Source organism: Paenibacillus agaridevorans (genome assembly GCF_018604145.1).
GTDB lineage: Bacteria > Bacillota > Bacilli > Paenibacillales > Paenibacillaceae > Pristimantibacillus > Pristimantibacillus agaridevorans.
The window spans coordinates 5,248,394-5,263,203 of record NZ_CP075889.1 but is presented as its reverse complement, the minus strand read 5'-3'; the positions used below and the strand labels follow the sequence as shown (position 1 = coordinate 5,263,203).

Here is a 14,810-nt window from a genome sequence, read left to right as displayed (position 1 = left end):
TGCGCATAGGCCTGCTTGACTTCTTGATTGCCCGTAGGCAAATCGCTTGGAACAAAGGGTTGTTAAGTCCCTGGCATCAGCCATTATGCCGTGCCATCAGGGGCGGTACGCAGACCGTTGGCTCCGTTCCGCAGCAGCTCGGCTGCCCAACCCCGGGCGGCGTCTGCAATCTCTTGCATGTTAACAGCCTCGGCCGCAGGCTGCTCGACGGCATTGCGAAGACGTCTGGCTTCGGCCAAATGCCCGATGGCCTCTTTCATGGCGGAGGCATAGCCGGATTGAATCGGCGCCAGTTGATCGGCATGCAATTCATCGGTTCCGGGAGCGATGCATAAATCGTACATGTCGATAATTTCATCGGTTTCGCGGTCGGGAAAATATTCATGCGGCGCAGTGCTGTCGAAGACGGCTGTGCCAAGCTCGCGCACGATGACCATGTCGATGCTGTTCGGATCGAAGCCGCAATGATACACCTCTACATCGAAGCCGCGTCGCAGCCCCTCCGCGGCGAGCCGCTTAAGCAGCGTCGACTTGCCGGATCCTGCGCGGCCTTTGATCAGGCAGCGTTTCAGGCCTCGGGTCAGCTCCGGGACAAAATCGACCGCCCCGGCAGGCGTTGCAGCGCCGAGGAAACGGTCGTCTCGGCGGCCCTCCTTGGGCAAGGACGTTTCGCCGAACAGACGCGAGACGTATGCGTTCGCCACGCGGTTCGCCGCTTCGAAGCTCATGGCGCTGATATAAATCGCTTCCCAGTCGTCATGAATGTCCAACGCGCGGGCAAAGCAATTGTAGGCGTTGCCTTCGCTCTCCTGTAAGGAGCCCTCCGCCACGATTAAATCCCCCGATACCAATCCGCTCTCCGAACCGGACGCCACCTGCGACAGATGGATCGCCTTGCAGCGAATATCAGCAGGCAAGGGTCGCATGTGAAGGGGAAGCGCTCCTTCATGGATAAATCCGGTTTTCCTGGATGGAATAATGACGCCGTCGAGCAGCTCGTGATCCTCGGGCCGATGCAACAGCCATACATCGCAGGATGCGGAAAGCGCCTCTTCGGCGATGATCCGCATCGCGGCGGATTGGGCGGCAGCGGGCGCGGGCCGCGCCACGTACAGCAAATCTATCCCCATCAACGACGATTCCAGCAAATTCCACGGCCCTCTGGCCGTATGACCCCTCACGAAGAAGGGAGTAGCAGTTCCTCTCATGATCAGCACACCTTTCCGGGCGAATGTCACGGTTACCCTTCCAGTGTATTGCGGAGCGAGGGAGTTGGTTCCGATGCATGGCAATTCTTAGCGGCGAGCATCGGCAAGTCAAATGGCAGACATTCAGTGCGCCTTTGAGGCACTTGGCTGTGGTAAGATGAGGATATTGTTACCGAGGCTTAGGTTTCGCCGATGCCAAATCGAAAAGGAAGTGGCCGTATGCTCGCTGCTTTACTCATCGTATCGCTGCTGCTGGTGCTGCAAACTGGGTACGGGCTGTATTATAGAAGACAGATTCGAGATGTTAGTCGCCAACTGGACTTCATCGGCAAGCACGACTCCTTTAAGCTGATCACGACGCAGCTCCAGTCGCGGGAATTGTCCCGGCTGGTGGAAAGCTGCAATGAACTGTTGCGCGAGCGGCGGGCGCTGAATCAGCGATTTATTCAAAAAAACGAGGAAATCCACGAGACGATCGCGAGCCTCTCGCATGATATTCGCACACCGCTGGCAGCGTTGGACGGCTACCTGCAGTTGGCGGAGCGAGCCGAGCCAGTGCAGGGGCGAGCCGAGCCAGTGCAGGAGCGAACTGAGCCAGTGCCGGAGCGAACCGAGCAGGCATCGCAGCGCGCCGACTATGTGCGGCTGGCCCGCAGCCGGATTAAAGGGATGGCCAAGCTGATCGAGGAGCTGTTTCTGTATACGAAGCTGCAGAACCCGGACTACAGGCTGGAGTTGTCGACGGTCGACGCCGCGGAGTTGCTGCGGCACAGCCTGGTCATGCAACTGGAGCCGATCGCCGCTACCGGCTATGAGCCGGAACTGGCGCTGCCGAGCCAAGCGCTTGTCGTCGGACAGGCGCATGCGATCGAGCGGGTATTCGGAAATGTGCTGAGCAACTACGTGCATCATGGCGAAGGCCGACTAACCATTCACTGCCGGGAGACGGAGAGCGAGTGGGAGTTTATGTTCGCCAATCCGCTCCCCCCTGGTCGAACGATTGACGCGGAGCGGTTGTTTCAGCGTTTTTATAAGGCGGACCCGGCGCGCAGCGAACAGACCTCGGGGCTGGGGCTGACGATTGTGCAATCGCTTGTGCAGAAGATGAAGGGATCGGTACGGGCGGAGCAGCTCGATCAGCAATTTTGTCTGTGGATCCGATGGCCGAAGAAGCGGGAGGAGAGGGTATGAGCCGGAGAGAAATCGACGATTTGCGAGGTACGGAAAACCAGCAAGGAGCCAACAGCAGAATTCTGATTGTGGAGGATAATGTGCAAATCAGCGACATTATCACCGCAGGCTTGCGATGCGAAGGCTTCCGATGCACGCAGGCATATTCCGGCAGCGAGGCGATGCTGCATCTGGCTCAAACCGACTACGAACTGATCGTGCTTGACCTGATGCTGCCCGGCTTGAGCGGCGAAGCGCTAATCAGTCGCCTGCGCGGGGAGCTGCGCTCGAGCGTGCCCGTCATCGTGCTGTCGGCGCGGGATCAACTGGATCACAAGCTGGAGCTGTTTGCACGAGGCGCCGACGATTACGTGACCAAACCGTTTGAGCTGGCGGAGCTGATCGCGAGGATACACGCCCAACTAAAGCGTGCTGGGCCAGCCTCGGAGGCGGAGCCTGCGTACCGGCATAAACAGCTGCTGCTGGACAGCCGAACTTATCAGGCGACCGTAAAGGGGCATCCGCTTCAGCTGACCCGACAGGAATATCGTATTCTCGAGCTGCTGCTCAAAAATCCGAGCCGGGTGTTTACCAAGCAGGATTTGTACACGCTGGCCTGGGACGAGCCGTATTTGGGCGAGGACAAAACGATTACGGTGCACATCAGCAACATCCGCAATAAAATCAAGGCGCATTGCGAGCAAAGCTATATCGAGACGATCTGGGGAATCGGCTTTCGCCTGAGCCGGGCGCAGCCGTAGGCTGCAAAAGCTGCTATAACAGATACTCTTGTGCGGCGCTGTCGGAATTGCAGCAACCCGTGCCGAAAACGAGCTTTACGATTTCTTTACCTTTTCTTGACGTCAACTTGGCTTTCTCGGTGTTAAATGAGAGCAGGGAGGTGACGGGAATGCAGGAATGCATCATAGAGCTGAATCAGATCAGCAAGGCTTATCGCTCGCGCACGGTGCTGCACCCGATCGATTTGCAGCTGTATCGAGGGGAAATCTTTGGACTTATCGGACGCAACGGAGCCGGAAAATCGACGCTTCTTAAGCTGCTCGGCGGGCTGATCTATCCGACTGGAGGCAGTATGCGCCTATTTGAGCGCTCGACTCGCGAGCAGCGCAGTCTGCATGAACGTATGGGGCTGCTGGTGGAGAACCCCGGCCTGTACGCACAGCTGAGCGGGTTCGACAATATGGAGCTGCTGGCCGACGCCTACGGCATGAAGGCGCGCAAACCCAGGATCGAGGAGCTGCTGGATCGCGTCGGCTTGGCCGACAGCAGCAGGCGGAAGGTCAAGGAATATTCGCTTGGGATGAAGCAGCGGCTCGGTATTGCTCTCGCGCTGCTAGGCAGCCCTGATGTACTGGTTTTGGACGAGCCGATCAACGGACTGGACCCGCAAGGCATTGTCGATATCCGGCATCTGCTGCTGGAGCTGAACAAGACGGGGCTGACGATCGTGATTGCCAGCCACATATTGGAGGAGCTGTCGAAGATGGCGACTCGGTTCGGCATTTTGCATGAGGGACGGTTGGTCGAAATCGTCTCGCGCGACGAGCTGCTGCAGCAATGCGAGCAGCGCATTGAGATTCGGCTAACCGAGCCGGAGGCGGCGATTCCGATTCTGGAGGCGGAGCTGGGCATTCGTCGTTACAAGCTGCTTGATAGTCAGCTGTTGCAGGTGTATGACGAGCATGCCGAGCTGTACCAGATCCATGCCGCGCTCGTGAAGGGCGGCGTCACGGTGCATGGCATCGCCAGGCAGCAGGTCAGCCTGGAGCAATATTTTCTGGAGCGTACCGGGAGCGGAGGTGTGCGGAATGCTTAATATATTGCGAATGGACTTCCGGCGGTTTCGCAAAAACAACATGCTGCCCCTGCTATTGGCCGTGTTTTTCGCCTTTCAGTTGTTCGGAATATTTATGATGAGCCGTTATGCCGACAGCTACAGTGCCGGTGCCGGCCTTGGGCCGGGCTCGCTGAGCGCCAGCGAGTTTTTCCAATATATGCTGGCACAGCCGCCTTCATGGATGCTGCTGTATGTGGCTGTGTTCACGGTTCATTATACCTGGAGCGAACGCAGCGCAGGCTTCTACAAAAACTATATCTCCATGCGTCATGCGAGGGTATCGAGCGTGCTGGCAAAAGCGCTGCTGCTGGCACTGTTTACGCTATTGTTGTTTGTTGCGGCGGTAGCGGCGAACGCGCTCGGGAGGCTGCTGTTTTTTGAGAATGCGCCGACCGGCGAGCCGGGTCAATATGCGCTTCTGCTGCTGCTGCAATTTTTGCTGCATTGGGCATTTGCCGTGATGATGCTGTTCGTGGCGCTGGCGGCGCGCAGTCTGATCGCGGGGTTGATTATCGGGCTGCTGCTTGCGCTGAATCTCGTCGGCTATAGTCTGTCCGCGCTAGCCGCGTTGCTGCTGGGCGAGGACGGGGCCGGCATCGCCTCATGGTGGCTGGTCAATCGAATCGTGCATCCGCTTGAGCTGGGGCAAGGGGGGGCGGGCGTGCTGGAGCCGGCGATCGTCGCGCTGCTGTTTCTGCTGCTGTTCGGCGCGGCAGGTGCGGTGTTCAGACAGCGCGAGGATTTGCGTTAATCGGCCATTTCTTGCAATTCTTTCGTTAGGCTAGCCAGCGTCTTCGTTCGTTCATGAGTTTCCTGTTGGTCGAATAAAAGCTGTTCTAGCCATTCCCAAGTATCCTCAAGTCTGCGTCTTACATGATAAAAACGCAGAACGTCGGGGATCAGGGCAAACTCAGGATGTCGTTTCCGATAGACGCTTAAAAATGTTTCAAAATAAGGTTGATCAACAAGGAACATGAAATCCGCCTCGACAGGTGCCAGTCGCAATCCTTCCCAATCGATCAGGATAACCTGTTCTTTTGCTTGCATCAGATTCCAGTTATGGAGGTCTGTATGGCATAGTACATTTCGTAAGGGGCGTTGCGGCAAATCCCTTGATCGTTTTTCAATTTCATCGATAAGTTCACTTAATTGTTCCGAATGCTGGTCTATCACTTCTCTTACGTCTAATGAAGCAATCGATTGCCCATTGATTAGCTGCTTTAATTGACTGACAAAAGGAATGGAGAAATCTTCTTTAAGATGCTGCGTTTTAATTGGCAATTGCTCGTCGTACGAGTGAAGCTCTGCAATTATGTTCGCTAGTTGTACCACCTGGTTGTCCGTTAAATCCCGGTTTCCAATGGTTTCTCCCTCAATGTAATCATAGAGCAGAAAAATACCGTCGGCGTTAGAGCATTGGTAATTACCGTCCTTTGTTACGCGGGGAACGGGGATTTTTCCATTTAGACTGCTGTGTTGTTGGAGCCAGATCAGGACAGGGACATATTCGTTTATCAGGGCAGTCCATTTTGGGGTGGAAGCTCTGCTTTTCTCGTAAATTTTCAAGAAATACGGGCGGTTGCCCGCAATCATCTTGTAAGCAAGCGCGGACCAGCCGCCTTGTTGAGGGGTAAGGTGCGACACGTTCAGCTCATAATGTTTATATATCGTTTCCTCAATCTTTTTCATAGGTTCTCCATTTGGAAAGTAATAGGTAGAAGCTGTTACATCTCCTTCTTTAGGGATAATTATAATTGCACACCTGTATATGTGCAACGAGGCTGCAGATAGTGGTGAAAGGCAATCGTTCGCATGAGAGGCTGATGGATTTGGATTATTGGGAGAAGCAATTAATGGAGCAAAGGTTGGAACATGTGAGAGCGGAGATGGAGGAACTGTCCTTTCAGGAAGTTGAGTTCATCACCACAGGATGCGAAAAAGATGTTTTGATTTTGGATAAGAATACAGTAGTTGCTTTCTATCGCAAAGGATTGCAGATTGAACGCTACAACGTACGACAAGAACTAATTCGGAGTTTAGCAAGGCAGACAGAGGCGGTTTTGCCTGAGTGTCTGTATTGTTCTCCAACCCAATCATTTGTGGTGGAAAAATATGTGCCAGGTTCTCGAATTACACCTCAATATGTCGCAAAACATTTGGAATGTGCACAACAAATAGGTCGACTAGTAGGAAGTTTTTTGAAGCAACTTCATATGACATCCGAACAAAAACTGGTTTTACAAACCGGTTTTGGAGAAGATGTTCGGAATGATATGGTTGAAGGGGTTAAGTTGCTGCAGTCCAAACTGTCACAATCAGAGATGGAGCAAGTGAAGGACTTTCTAATAAATTATTATGAAATTTCGGCATCGGTTCGGACATGTATTGTACATGGGGATTTCCACTATGATAATATTCTGTGGGATGAGAGTACCGGCTGGATTGGAATTATAGATTTTAGCGAAGCGGGAAGAGAAGACCCCGCATTGGATTTTATGTATATGGCTTATTATCCTATAGAATTCAGGCGCGCGGTATTTGAGGAGTATGGTTCAGCAGATACAAAACTATATGAAAGAAGCCAAATGTACGATAGGATCTATGGTTTGTATGATATGATCGAAAATATTCAGGGAAATCCCAGGAAACCAAGCTTTGAAAAAGGGTACACAAGATTTTTTACCATAAATAAGAATGTTGAATAGCCTCGAATGATCGAAAGAAACTTTCTCCTGGACCGGACCTAACCGGATGAAAATCATAGAAATATTGCAGGACAGGGGAGTGCTCGCGCCGGATGGCGGAGCTGAACAAAACAATGAAAGTAATATACTTCGAGGAGGATTTGAAAATGGCAAAAGTAGTCTTTGGTATGACGATGTCGCTTGATGGATTCATTAATGACGCGAATGGCAGTGTCGCCCTGCTCTATCCTGATATGATAGAGCTTGGCCAGACCGACCTGATGCGGGAGTGGATTGACACAACCGGGGCTGCAGTTATGGGGCGCAGAACCTTTGGAATGGCTAGTGATCCTGATGGCTACGCCGATGGTTATGAGTTTCAAGTACCCATTTTTGTTATTACTGAGCAAGCGCCGGAGAAAAAACCAAAAGAAAACGGCCGAATAAGTTTTACGTTCTTAGATGATGTCGAAGCTGCGATTCAGCAAGCCAAACAAGCCGCGGGGGAAAAAGATGTCACGGTTGTGGGCGGCCCGAGCGTTGGCCAACAATTGCTAAAGGCTGGTCTGGTGGATGAATTGCAAATTGGCATTATGCCTGTTTTGCTTGGCGAGGGGCAGCGGCTTTTTGAGCATCTTGAAGGCATGCAGATCGTGCTCAAGAAGACTAGGGTCGTTGAAACGGGCCAGCGTACTGACATGTGGTTTACAATTGAAAAGTAATGGCTGACCGGTAACGGAAATGCGGGACCTTATTTCGAGAATTTCAGCTTTTTTTAATTGTTTATGGAACTGAGCGCTACTAATCGCCTGTTTTTATAGCTGTTTCTATCAAATCGCAAGCAATAGAGTCGCTCAGTTCCGCTAGTGCTCCAAAAGCGCGATTTTCCGTTGAATAACGCGTTTCATTTCCGTTAGCTATGCTGGCCTTTCATCCCGCAACGATAGATGCGGTAGCCGCTATTAAAATTGCACACTTCCCAGGTCCGCGAGGCTCATTCCTCGCGGACCTTCATATTTCTTGCCCAATAGAGCACCGGCGTGGCCAGGAACGAAATGAGCAGCTTCAGCAGATACGTCGTCAAAAAGATTTGGATCCAAATGTCGAAGGCATGCACCTTGTAAAAAGCGATCGTGCAAAACACGAGCGAATCGACGAATTGGCTCACAAGCGAGCTGCCGTTGATCCGGATCCAAAACTGATTGCGCACCGGGAACTTCGTCTTTAGGTAGCTAAAGACCCGGACGTCCAGAAACTGGCTGACGAAGTAGGCGCACATGCTGCCGGCCGCGACCTGCGGCAAGAAGCCAAAGAGCGCCTTCATCGGCTCGTGCGCGAAGTCATCGGCTTGCGGCACGAAGCCGAGCGTCATCTGCATCAGAATCGTGGACGCAATGAGCGTAAAGAAGCCGAACCATACGGCTTGCTTGGCCGATTGCCGGCCGTACTTTTCATTAAGCAGATCCGTCGACATATAGATAGACGTGTAAATCGTATTGCCCAGCGTCATGACGATGCCGAACGTGCCAATAGACATCTCTATCGTTTTGGCGACCTGGATGTTGGCGATCACGGTGGCAAAGCCAATCCAGGCGTATAGTCCTTTCTTGCCGAACATGCGATAGCACAGCAGGAAAAGGCCAAAGTGGACGAGCATAAAAAGCACGCCCCACAACAAATTGAACATGACAAAAAGGCCTCCTTAGTTTTGGTAACGCGGGATGGTTACGAACCGCGACTGACGATATAGACAGCCACTATCCTAACAGTTTTTCCCGAGATTGAAAAGCTAAATCTGAAAGAGTTGACTTCAGTAATTTATGGTAAACTGTTAGGTGTGAACAGCCATTTCTATTTCGAATAATGGAGGCGCTTACCTATGGACCAACAATTGCAGCAAGAGGGATACTTTGGAGAGTTTGGGGGCAGTTTCGTCCCGCCGGAATTACAGGAGGTTTTGGGTTACCTGAGCGACCAATTCTACAAGCTGAAAGACGATCCGGAATTTAAGGAGGAGCTGCGCTATTACCTGAGCGAATATGTTGGCCGCGAGAATCCGCTGACGTATGCGGAGCGGTTATCCAAGGCTTGGGGCGGACCGAAGATTTATTTGAAGCGCGAGGACCTCAACCACACCGGAGCGCACAAAATCAACAACGCGATCGGCCAGATTCTGCTTGCCAAGCGTATGGGCGCCAAGCGGATTATCGCGGAGACCGGCGCGGGCCAACACGGCGTTGCCACGGCAACGGCCTGCGCGATGTTTAACATGGAATGCGTCATCTACATGGGAGCCGAGGATACGCGCAGGCAGGCGCTTAACGTGTTCCGCATGGAGCTGCTCGGCGCAACCGTCGTACCGGTCGACAAGGGACAAGGACGGTTGAAGGACGCCGTAGACGAAGCGCTCGGCGATCTGGTCCGCAATTACAAGAACACGTTTTATCTGCTGGGCTCCGCGGTTGGTCCGCATCCGTTCCCGACGATGGTCAAGCACTTTCAGGCCGTTGTTAGCGAAGAATCGAAGCGGCAGATTGTGGAGAAAGAAGGCCGTTTGCCGGATGCAGTAGTGGCTTGCGTGGGCGGAGGCAGCAACGCGATTGGCGCATTCGCGCACTACATCGACGAGCCTACCGTTCGTTTAATCGGCGTTGAACCCGATCAAGCACCGTCCTTAACCCAAGGCGTACCGAGTATTATTCACGGCTTCAAGTGTCTGGTGCTGCTGGACGAGAACGGCGAGCCGCAAAAAACCTATTCCATCGCCGCGGGGCTCGACTATCCGGGCATTGGGCCAGAGCATAGCCACCTCAAGGTGACGGGTCGGGCAGAATACGCAACGGTCACCAATGAGGAAGTGCTGGAGGCGTTCCAGGAATTATCCCGCACGGAAGGAATCATTCCCGCCCTGGAGAGCGCTCATGCGATTGCTTACGCGAAGAAGCTGGCTCCGACAATGGAACAGGATCAAATTATTATCATTAATTTGTCTGGCCGGGGAGATAAGGATGTCGAGCAAGTTTATCAAATGCTTAAGTAGGCGATAGGGGCTGATCATATGTTCGCGATCGCGGGCGCCGTCTTATTCGCGGTAGTTGCCATTATGACGATTTTGGTAGCTTTCGGACTGCCTCTGGGGGAGTTTACGATGGGCGGAAAATATAAGGTGCTGCCCGTTCGGCTCAGATATGCCGCCGTTATTTCATTTATCGTTCAGTTGTTTGCGATTGTCGTTATCTTGCAGGCTGGAGGGTGGTTGCCTTTTTGGTTTTCCGAAACGGCGACCAAGTATATTTGCATGTTTTTTGCCGCTTATTTGTCACTGAATACAGTGGCGAATCTATTTTCCGTCAGCAAAAAGGAAAAATATGCGGCAACCCCGCTGTCCGCGGCAGCGGCTATCTGTTTCTGGATGGAGTCGATCCGCATGTAGGGGATCTTGCACGTGATTAATGCTCCGACTTCTAGTAAGCTAGTCATATAGGCATTTTATGCTATAACCGTTAGAAGGGAGCTTTTACGTGAACGGTCCTATGATTCTCACTTTATCCGTACTAGCCGTTGCGTCTGTTTTGTTCATCTCCGGGAAAGTGCGTTCCGATTTGGTTGCCATCGGAGCGCTAATCGTTTTAATGCTGTTTAACATTCTCACGCCAGCCGAGGCGTTGTCCGGCTTCGCCAATTCGGTCGTCATCATGATGATCGGGTTATTCATTGTAGGCGGCGGTATCTTCCAAACGGGGCTCGCGAACATGGTCAGCAGGAAGATGCTGAAGCTGGCGGGGACGAACGAGACTCGGATGCTCGTCATGATTATGGTCGTCACGGCAGCCATTGGAGCGTTCGTGAGCAATACGGGGACGATCGCCGTCATGATGCCCATTGTCGTGAGCCTTGCGATGAGCGCAAAGACGAATCCGGGCAGGCTGCTCATGCCACTTGCTTTTGCCAGCAGCATGGGCGGGATGCTCACTTTAATCGGAACTCCGCCCAATATGGTCATTCAAGAGGTATTGTCGGGAAGCGGATATAACGGAATATCCTTTTTTACGTATACGCCGATCGGTCTCGTGTGTATTGCGGTCGGGATTGTCTCGATGCTGTTCCTTCGCAGGTTTCTGCCGCAGAACGAAAAGGATGAAGGCGACCGGCGGACGGGACGTTCGCTTAAGGATCTGGCGAAGAAGTACCAGCTTACGCAGAACCTCTATCGCGTGCAAGTGAGTCCGCAATCCCCGATTCGTTCCAAGACGTTGCAAGAACTGAATATATCCGTGCGACATGCGTTAAACGTAATTGAGATCAGGCGAAAGATATCGGCCAAGAACCAATTTTTTAAAACGATCAACCAAGAAGTCGCCGGATCGAATACGATCATCCAGGAAGAGGATATTATGTACGTTTACGGTGCCTTCGAGCGGGTCCAGGAGTTCGCCCGGGAGTTCGACCTGACGATGCTTGATCATCAAGTCTCGGAGAACAAACGGGCATCGGGAACAGAACTGTTTGCGACGGAGGATGTTGGCATCGCCGAAGTCATGCTGACGCCAACGTCCGGGCTTATTAACAGACTCGTCAAACAATCCGGCTTCCGGGAGAAGTATCGTTTGAACATCCTCGGCATTCAACGGCAGGACCAATATCTTCTCCATAATTTGAAAGAAGAGAAAATGCGCTTCGGCGATGCCTTGCTCGTGCAGGGGACATGGAAGGACATCGCGAGGCTCGCGAACGAATCGGATGTCGTCGTAGTAGGGCAGCCGATCGAGGAATCCCGCAAAGTGACGATGGACAATAAAGCGCCAATCGCCGCGGGTATCATGCTCCTGATGGTCGTGCTGCTGGTATCGGATTTCATTCCCGCAGTGGCGTCAATCATGATCGCGGCTGTCCTGATGATTGTGTTCGGTTGCGTGAGAAGCATGGAGGAAGGGTACAAAACGATCAATTGGGAGAGCGTCGTGCTGATCGGCGGCATGATTCCAATGTCGATCGCGATCGAAAAGACGGGCGCCGCGGCGCTGTTGTCCGAAGGAATGGTAGGCGCGTTAGGCGGCTACGGTCCCATGGTCTTGCTTGCGGGCGTCTACTTTACGACTTCGCTTCTTACCTTGTTCATCAGCAATACGGCATGTGCCGTCCTGTTCGCGCCAATAGCCCTCTCGGCGGCGCTTCAGCTTGACGCCAATCCGTATCCGTTTCTGTTCGCGGTATCGATCGGAGCCAGCATGTGTTTCGCTTCGCCCTTCTCCACGCCGCCCAATGCGCTAGTCATGTCGGCTGGACGTTATCGTTTCTCTCATTATCTCAAGGTTGGACTGCCGCTGCAGGTCATTATGGGCATCGTAATGGTGGCCGTGCTTCCGTTGTTTTTTCCGTTGTAAAGCACCGATGAATTTCTCCCGGTTGATTCGTCTATAACTATGAAGGCAGAAATAGATGATCAAACAAACCCAAGGAGGAATAATCGATGACCGTAAAACTTACGCCGTACATTACTTTGGAAGGCAACACCAAGGAAGCCATCGCGTTTTATGAACAAACAATCGGAGCGGAAGTACTTTCCATCCTGACCTATGGAGATATGCCGGACATGCCGGATACATTCTCGGATAATCTCAAGGACTTTGTGGCACATGCCAAGCTGCGAGTTGGCGAATCCGAGCTTATGTTTTCGGATTCTCCCGGCGGTTCGGCAATTGAAGCGGGCAAAAGAGTCACGATCTGCATCACGACGAACGACGTGGAGCATTCCAGACGAATCTTTGAAGCATTGCGGCAAGGCGGGCAAGTAAACATGCCTTTCAGCGAGGAGGCTTTCAGCCCCGGCTTCGGCGATGTGACGGATAAATTCGGCGTGACCTTTCAAATTTATACGGAAATTCCGGGCTGAATTTCAGGATGCTGAAAGAACGAGCCGCTTTTCACGCCTGCGAGGGGCTGTCACTACGGGACAGCCCCCTTGCAGGCTATGCTAGCTTCTTTAACCAAGCGGCAAGTGCCTCGCCAATTTCATGAGGCGAATCCTCCTGGGGATAATGAAGTCCGCGGACGGTAATCTCCGTTTGCAAGGGCCAGGTGCGGCAGAACTCAACATGGGATTTCGGCATTGTGCCCGGATCGCAGTTAACGAAGAGTTTCGGGAACGAGCTCTGGGCTAACCACTCTCCGTACCTGATCACAATGTCCGTCACATCGGCGGGGTTTCCATCAAAGGGAAGTTGCCGCGGCCAGGTTAACGTTGGTCGGCGTCCTTCGCCGGGCAGCAAGAAGGGCCGACGATATTCCGCCATCTCATCCTCCGTCAACTTGCGCATAATGCCGATTGGAAGGTTCGTCTCGATGAAAGAGTTGTGTTCTAACACCATTTGCTCACCCTCGCTGGATCGTAATGCCTGGAAAATGTTCCGTCCACGTTCCGGCAGCTCGCTCCAACTACGCGGTTTTATGATTCCCTCCATGTAGGCGATTCCTTTAACGGCATCCGGATGGCGGTACGCCCAATCAAATCCCAAGGCCGATCCCCAATCGTGCACCACAAACGTAACCCGGTCGCGAACGCCAAGTTGATCCAGAAAGGCATCGAGGTAGCGACGATTCTCTACAAAAGTGTAAGAGTCGGAACCGCTTTGAGGAATTTTTTCGGAATCCCCCATGCCTATGAGGTCAGGAGCAATGCAACGACCGAAATTTTGAGCATAAGGAATAATTTCACGCCAGAGATAAGAGGAAGTAGGGTTGCCGTGCAGAAAAACAACCGGATCGCCGCTTCCTTCGTCTACATAGGCCATTTCCAGACCGAGTACTCGTTGACGCTTTTTTTCGTAGGGAAAAGACGTTTTAGTCATAAAGAATCTCTCCTTTCATTTGTAGGGAAACCAATAACTAAGGGCTAAGCGCCTTAGTAAATATGCGCACGCTTTCTTCAATAAAATCGTCCAGCACATCTTCCGAGACCGCTTCTTCGGCATTTAGTCTATTGATGAAAGCCCCGTAATTCATCCACATAAACGATAAGGCCTGGATCTCTGGATTAGAGGTGACCACTTTGCCTTCCGATGACATTGCAGTTAGATAATCGGTAAGCAAATTTTTTAAGTGAGTGGGATTGCGCGAAGCCTCTTGCAGAACAGAGTCAGGTAAAGTACTGCTTCCTTTAAGCGCGATCGAGATTAATTTTCTATTCCGGTTCATAATGCTGTGATACGTTCGACTCACTGTAAGCAGGTCCTCTTGCAGATATCCCTTAAGATCTTCGTTAAAAAGCCTGGTCATCTCATTGCCATAGTGAAACCGGCTAAAGGCGGCCTCAAGCAGTTTTTCTTTTGTTCCAAAATGGCGAAATAAAGTGACTTCGTTCACTCCGGCAGCTATCGCGATTTCTTTGGTCGTGGTGCCGTCATATCCTTTTTCGGCCATGAGGTTGATAGTTGCCAACAATAATTTCTCGCTTGTAGTCGGAGTAGCGCTCATGGGATTCCTCCTCCCCTAATGCAAGTACTTACTTACATTTCATTTTAGATTGGGTCTAACTAAATGTCAAAATAAACTTTTCCATCTGCGACCAATCCTTATGAATAATATGGCGAGCTCACGATGATCAGGAAGAGCTTAATATCTCGAACGAACCAAGCTAACGTACGAGAACAAGGATATTGCGCTGTAACGATCGTAGCCGGATTGTGGTTAGGTCTGCCTTTATGATACAATAACAACAGTTTAAGGAACGGAGGGTTGTCCTGACGATGGGTGCAGTTAATTACGGAAGATTACGTTTTGTCACTTTGTCCCGCTAACTTCATAGTGAACAAAGGCTCTGCCTGCGAGCGGAGCAAAACGGAATCGGTCTGCCCATTTCAGGATATCCTATTGCATAATTGAAGGATAAGG

Annotated in this window: 15 protein-coding genes; 10 read left to right on the top strand and 5 right to left on the bottom strand. The window is 52.0% G+C overall.

Annotation, left to right across the window (positions count from 1 at the left end; translation table 11 throughout):
• Nucleotides 1–83 precede the first annotated feature (83 nt).
• Nucleotides 84–1,208, bottom strand: coding sequence for a hypothetical protein (locus KJW29_RS21410; protein ID WP_214626109.1), 1,125 nt, complete (start codon nucleotides 1,206–1,208; stop codon nucleotides 84–86).
• 219 nt (nucleotides 1,209–1,427) lie between these two features.
• Here KJW29_RS21410 and KJW29_RS21405 point away from each other — a divergent pair, with 219 nt between their 5' ends.
• The 4 genes from KJW29_RS21405 to KJW29_RS21390 all read left to right on the top strand — a co-directional run bounded on the left by KJW29_RS21405 (nucleotide 1,428) and on the right by KJW29_RS21390 (nucleotide 4,987).
• Entirely contained in the window at nucleotides 1,428–2,399 is a 972-nt protein-coding gene (locus tag KJW29_RS21405; RefSeq protein WP_214626108.1) for a sensor histidine kinase, read from the top strand.
• The gene (locus tag KJW29_RS21400) at nucleotides 2,396–3,139 is read left to right on the top strand and encodes a response regulator transcription factor (protein ID WP_214626107.1); all 744 of its coding nucleotides are present in this window, start codon (nucleotides 2,396–2,398) and stop codon (nucleotides 3,137–3,139) included. Before KJW29_RS21405 ends, KJW29_RS21400 begins: the two co-directional genes overlap by 4 nt.
• Before the next feature lie 149 nt (nucleotides 3,140–3,288).
• On the top strand, nucleotides 3,289–4,215 hold the full coding sequence (locus KJW29_RS21395) for an ABC transporter ATP-binding protein (RefSeq protein ID WP_214626106.1): 927 nt from the start codon (nucleotides 3,289–3,291) through the stop codon (nucleotides 4,213–4,215).
• On the top strand, nucleotides 4,208–4,987 hold the full coding sequence (locus tag KJW29_RS21390; RefSeq protein WP_214626105.1) for an ABC transporter permease: 780 nt from the start codon (nucleotides 4,208–4,210) through the stop codon (nucleotides 4,985–4,987). The genes KJW29_RS21395 and KJW29_RS21390 overlap by 8 nt, the downstream gene beginning before the upstream one ends.
• Here KJW29_RS21390 and KJW29_RS21385 read toward each other — a convergent pair.
• Complete coding sequence (locus tag KJW29_RS21385; RefSeq protein ID WP_214626104.1) at nucleotides 4,984–5,925, bottom strand: aminoglycoside phosphotransferase family protein; 942 nt, start codon at nucleotides 5,923–5,925, stop codon at nucleotides 4,984–4,986. The genes KJW29_RS21390 and KJW29_RS21385 overlap by 4 nt on opposite strands.
• Nucleotides 5,926–6,026: 101 nt before the next feature.
• Here KJW29_RS21385 and KJW29_RS21380 point away from each other — a divergent pair, with 101 nt between their 5' ends.
• Together KJW29_RS21380 and KJW29_RS21375 are read left to right on the top strand one after the other, a co-directional pair.
• Entirely contained in the window at nucleotides 6,027–6,941 is a 915-nt protein-coding gene (locus KJW29_RS21380; protein WP_214626103.1) for a phosphotransferase family protein, read from the top strand.
• A gap of 92 nt (nucleotides 6,942–7,033) precedes the next feature.
• Nucleotides 7,034–7,642, top strand: a complete 609-nt coding sequence (locus tag KJW29_RS21375) for a dihydrofolate reductase family protein (RefSeq protein ID WP_214626102.1) — start codon at nucleotides 7,034–7,036, stop codon at nucleotides 7,640–7,642.
• 272 nt (nucleotides 7,643–7,914) lie between these two features.
• On the opposite strand, the gene KJW29_RS21370 is transcribed toward KJW29_RS21375, so the two are convergent.
• Nucleotides 7,915–8,607 carry a queuosine precursor transporter gene (locus KJW29_RS21370; RefSeq protein WP_087570438.1) on the bottom strand — a complete coding sequence of 231 codons (693 nt, stop codon included), beginning with the start codon at nucleotides 8,605–8,607 and terminating at the stop codon, nucleotides 7,915–7,917.
• 192 nt (nucleotides 8,608–8,799) lie between these two features.
• On the opposite strand from KJW29_RS21370, the gene trpB reads away from it, so the two are divergent.
• The 4 genes from trpB (at nucleotide 8,800) to KJW29_RS21350 (ending at nucleotide 12,813) form a co-directional block, all read left to right on the top strand.
• Nucleotides 8,800–9,960 (top strand): tryptophan synthase subunit beta, encoded by a 1,161-nt coding sequence (trpB, locus tag KJW29_RS21365; protein ID WP_214626101.1) that lies wholly within the window; start codon nucleotides 8,800–8,802, stop codon nucleotides 9,958–9,960.
• Between the two features lie 18 nt (nucleotides 9,961–9,978).
• Nucleotides 9,979–10,353 (top strand): hypothetical protein, encoded by a 375-nt coding sequence (locus KJW29_RS21360; protein ID WP_108995092.1) that lies wholly within the window; start codon nucleotides 9,979–9,981, stop codon nucleotides 10,351–10,353.
• A gap of 88 nt (nucleotides 10,354–10,441) precedes the next feature.
• Nucleotides 10,442–12,304: an SLC13 family permease gene (locus tag KJW29_RS21355; protein ID WP_214626100.1), complete on the top strand. Its 1,863-nt coding sequence runs from the start codon at nucleotides 10,442–10,444 to the stop codon at nucleotides 12,302–12,304.
• An 86-nt stretch (nucleotides 12,305–12,390) separates the two neighbouring features.
• Nucleotides 12,391–12,813, top strand: a complete 423-nt coding sequence (locus KJW29_RS21350) for a VOC family protein (protein ID WP_214626099.1) — start codon at nucleotides 12,391–12,393, stop codon at nucleotides 12,811–12,813.
• 76 nt (nucleotides 12,814–12,889) lie between these two features.
• Here KJW29_RS21350 and KJW29_RS21345 read toward each other — a convergent pair whose 3' ends face one another.
• Together KJW29_RS21345 and KJW29_RS21340 are read right to left on the bottom strand one after the other, a co-directional pair.
• Nucleotides 12,890–13,768: a haloalkane dehalogenase gene (locus KJW29_RS21345; RefSeq protein WP_214626098.1), complete on the bottom strand. Its 879-nt coding sequence runs from the start codon at nucleotides 13,766–13,768 to the stop codon at nucleotides 12,890–12,892.
• A 37-nt stretch (nucleotides 13,769–13,805) separates the two neighbouring features.
• Nucleotides 13,806–14,393 (bottom strand): TetR/AcrR family transcriptional regulator, encoded by a 588-nt coding sequence (locus KJW29_RS21340; protein ID WP_214626097.1) that lies wholly within the window; start codon nucleotides 14,391–14,393, stop codon nucleotides 13,806–13,808.
• Nucleotides 14,394–14,810: the final 417 nt, after the last annotated feature.

Coding starts and splice junctions, on each gene's coding strand:
- KJW29_RS21410 (WP_214626109.1), bottom strand. CDS start 1,208: ATGAGAGGAACTGCTACTCCCTTCTTCGTGAGGGGTCATACGGCCAGA.
- KJW29_RS21405 (WP_214626108.1), top strand. CDS start 1,428: ATGCTCGCTGCTTTACTCATCGTATCGCTGCTGCTGGTGCTGCAAACT.
- KJW29_RS21400 (WP_214626107.1), top strand. CDS start 2,396: ATGAGCCGGAGAGAAATCGACGATTTGCGAGGTACGGAAAACCAGCAA.
- KJW29_RS21395 (WP_214626106.1), top strand. CDS start 3,289: ATGCAGGAATGCATCATAGAGCTGAATCAGATCAGCAAGGCTTATCGC.
- KJW29_RS21390 (WP_214626105.1), top strand. CDS start 4,208: ATGCTTAATATATTGCGAATGGACTTCCGGCGGTTTCGCAAAAACAAC.
- KJW29_RS21385 (WP_214626104.1), bottom strand. CDS start 5,925: ATGAAAAAGATTGAGGAAACGATATATAAACATTATGAGCTGAACGTG.
- KJW29_RS21375 (WP_214626102.1), top strand. CDS start 7,034: ATGGCGGAGCTGAACAAAACAATGAAAGTAATATACTTCGAGGAGGAT.
- KJW29_RS21370 (WP_087570438.1), bottom strand. CDS start 8,607: ATGTTCAATTTGTTGTGGGGCGTGCTTTTTATGCTCGTCCACTTTGGC.
- trpB (WP_214626101.1), top strand. CDS start 8,800: ATGGACCAACAATTGCAGCAAGAGGGATACTTTGGAGAGTTTGGGGGC.
- KJW29_RS21360 (WP_108995092.1), top strand. CDS start 9,979: ATGTTCGCGATCGCGGGCGCCGTCTTATTCGCGGTAGTTGCCATTATG.
- KJW29_RS21350 (WP_214626099.1), top strand. CDS start 12,391: ATGACCGTAAAACTTACGCCGTACATTACTTTGGAAGGCAACACCAAG.
- KJW29_RS21345 (WP_214626098.1), bottom strand. CDS start 13,768: ATGACTAAAACGTCTTTTCCCTACGAAAAAAAGCGTCAACGAGTACTC.
- KJW29_RS21340 (WP_214626097.1), bottom strand. CDS start 14,393: ATGAGCGCTACTCCGACTACAAGCGAGAAATTATTGTTGGCAACTATC.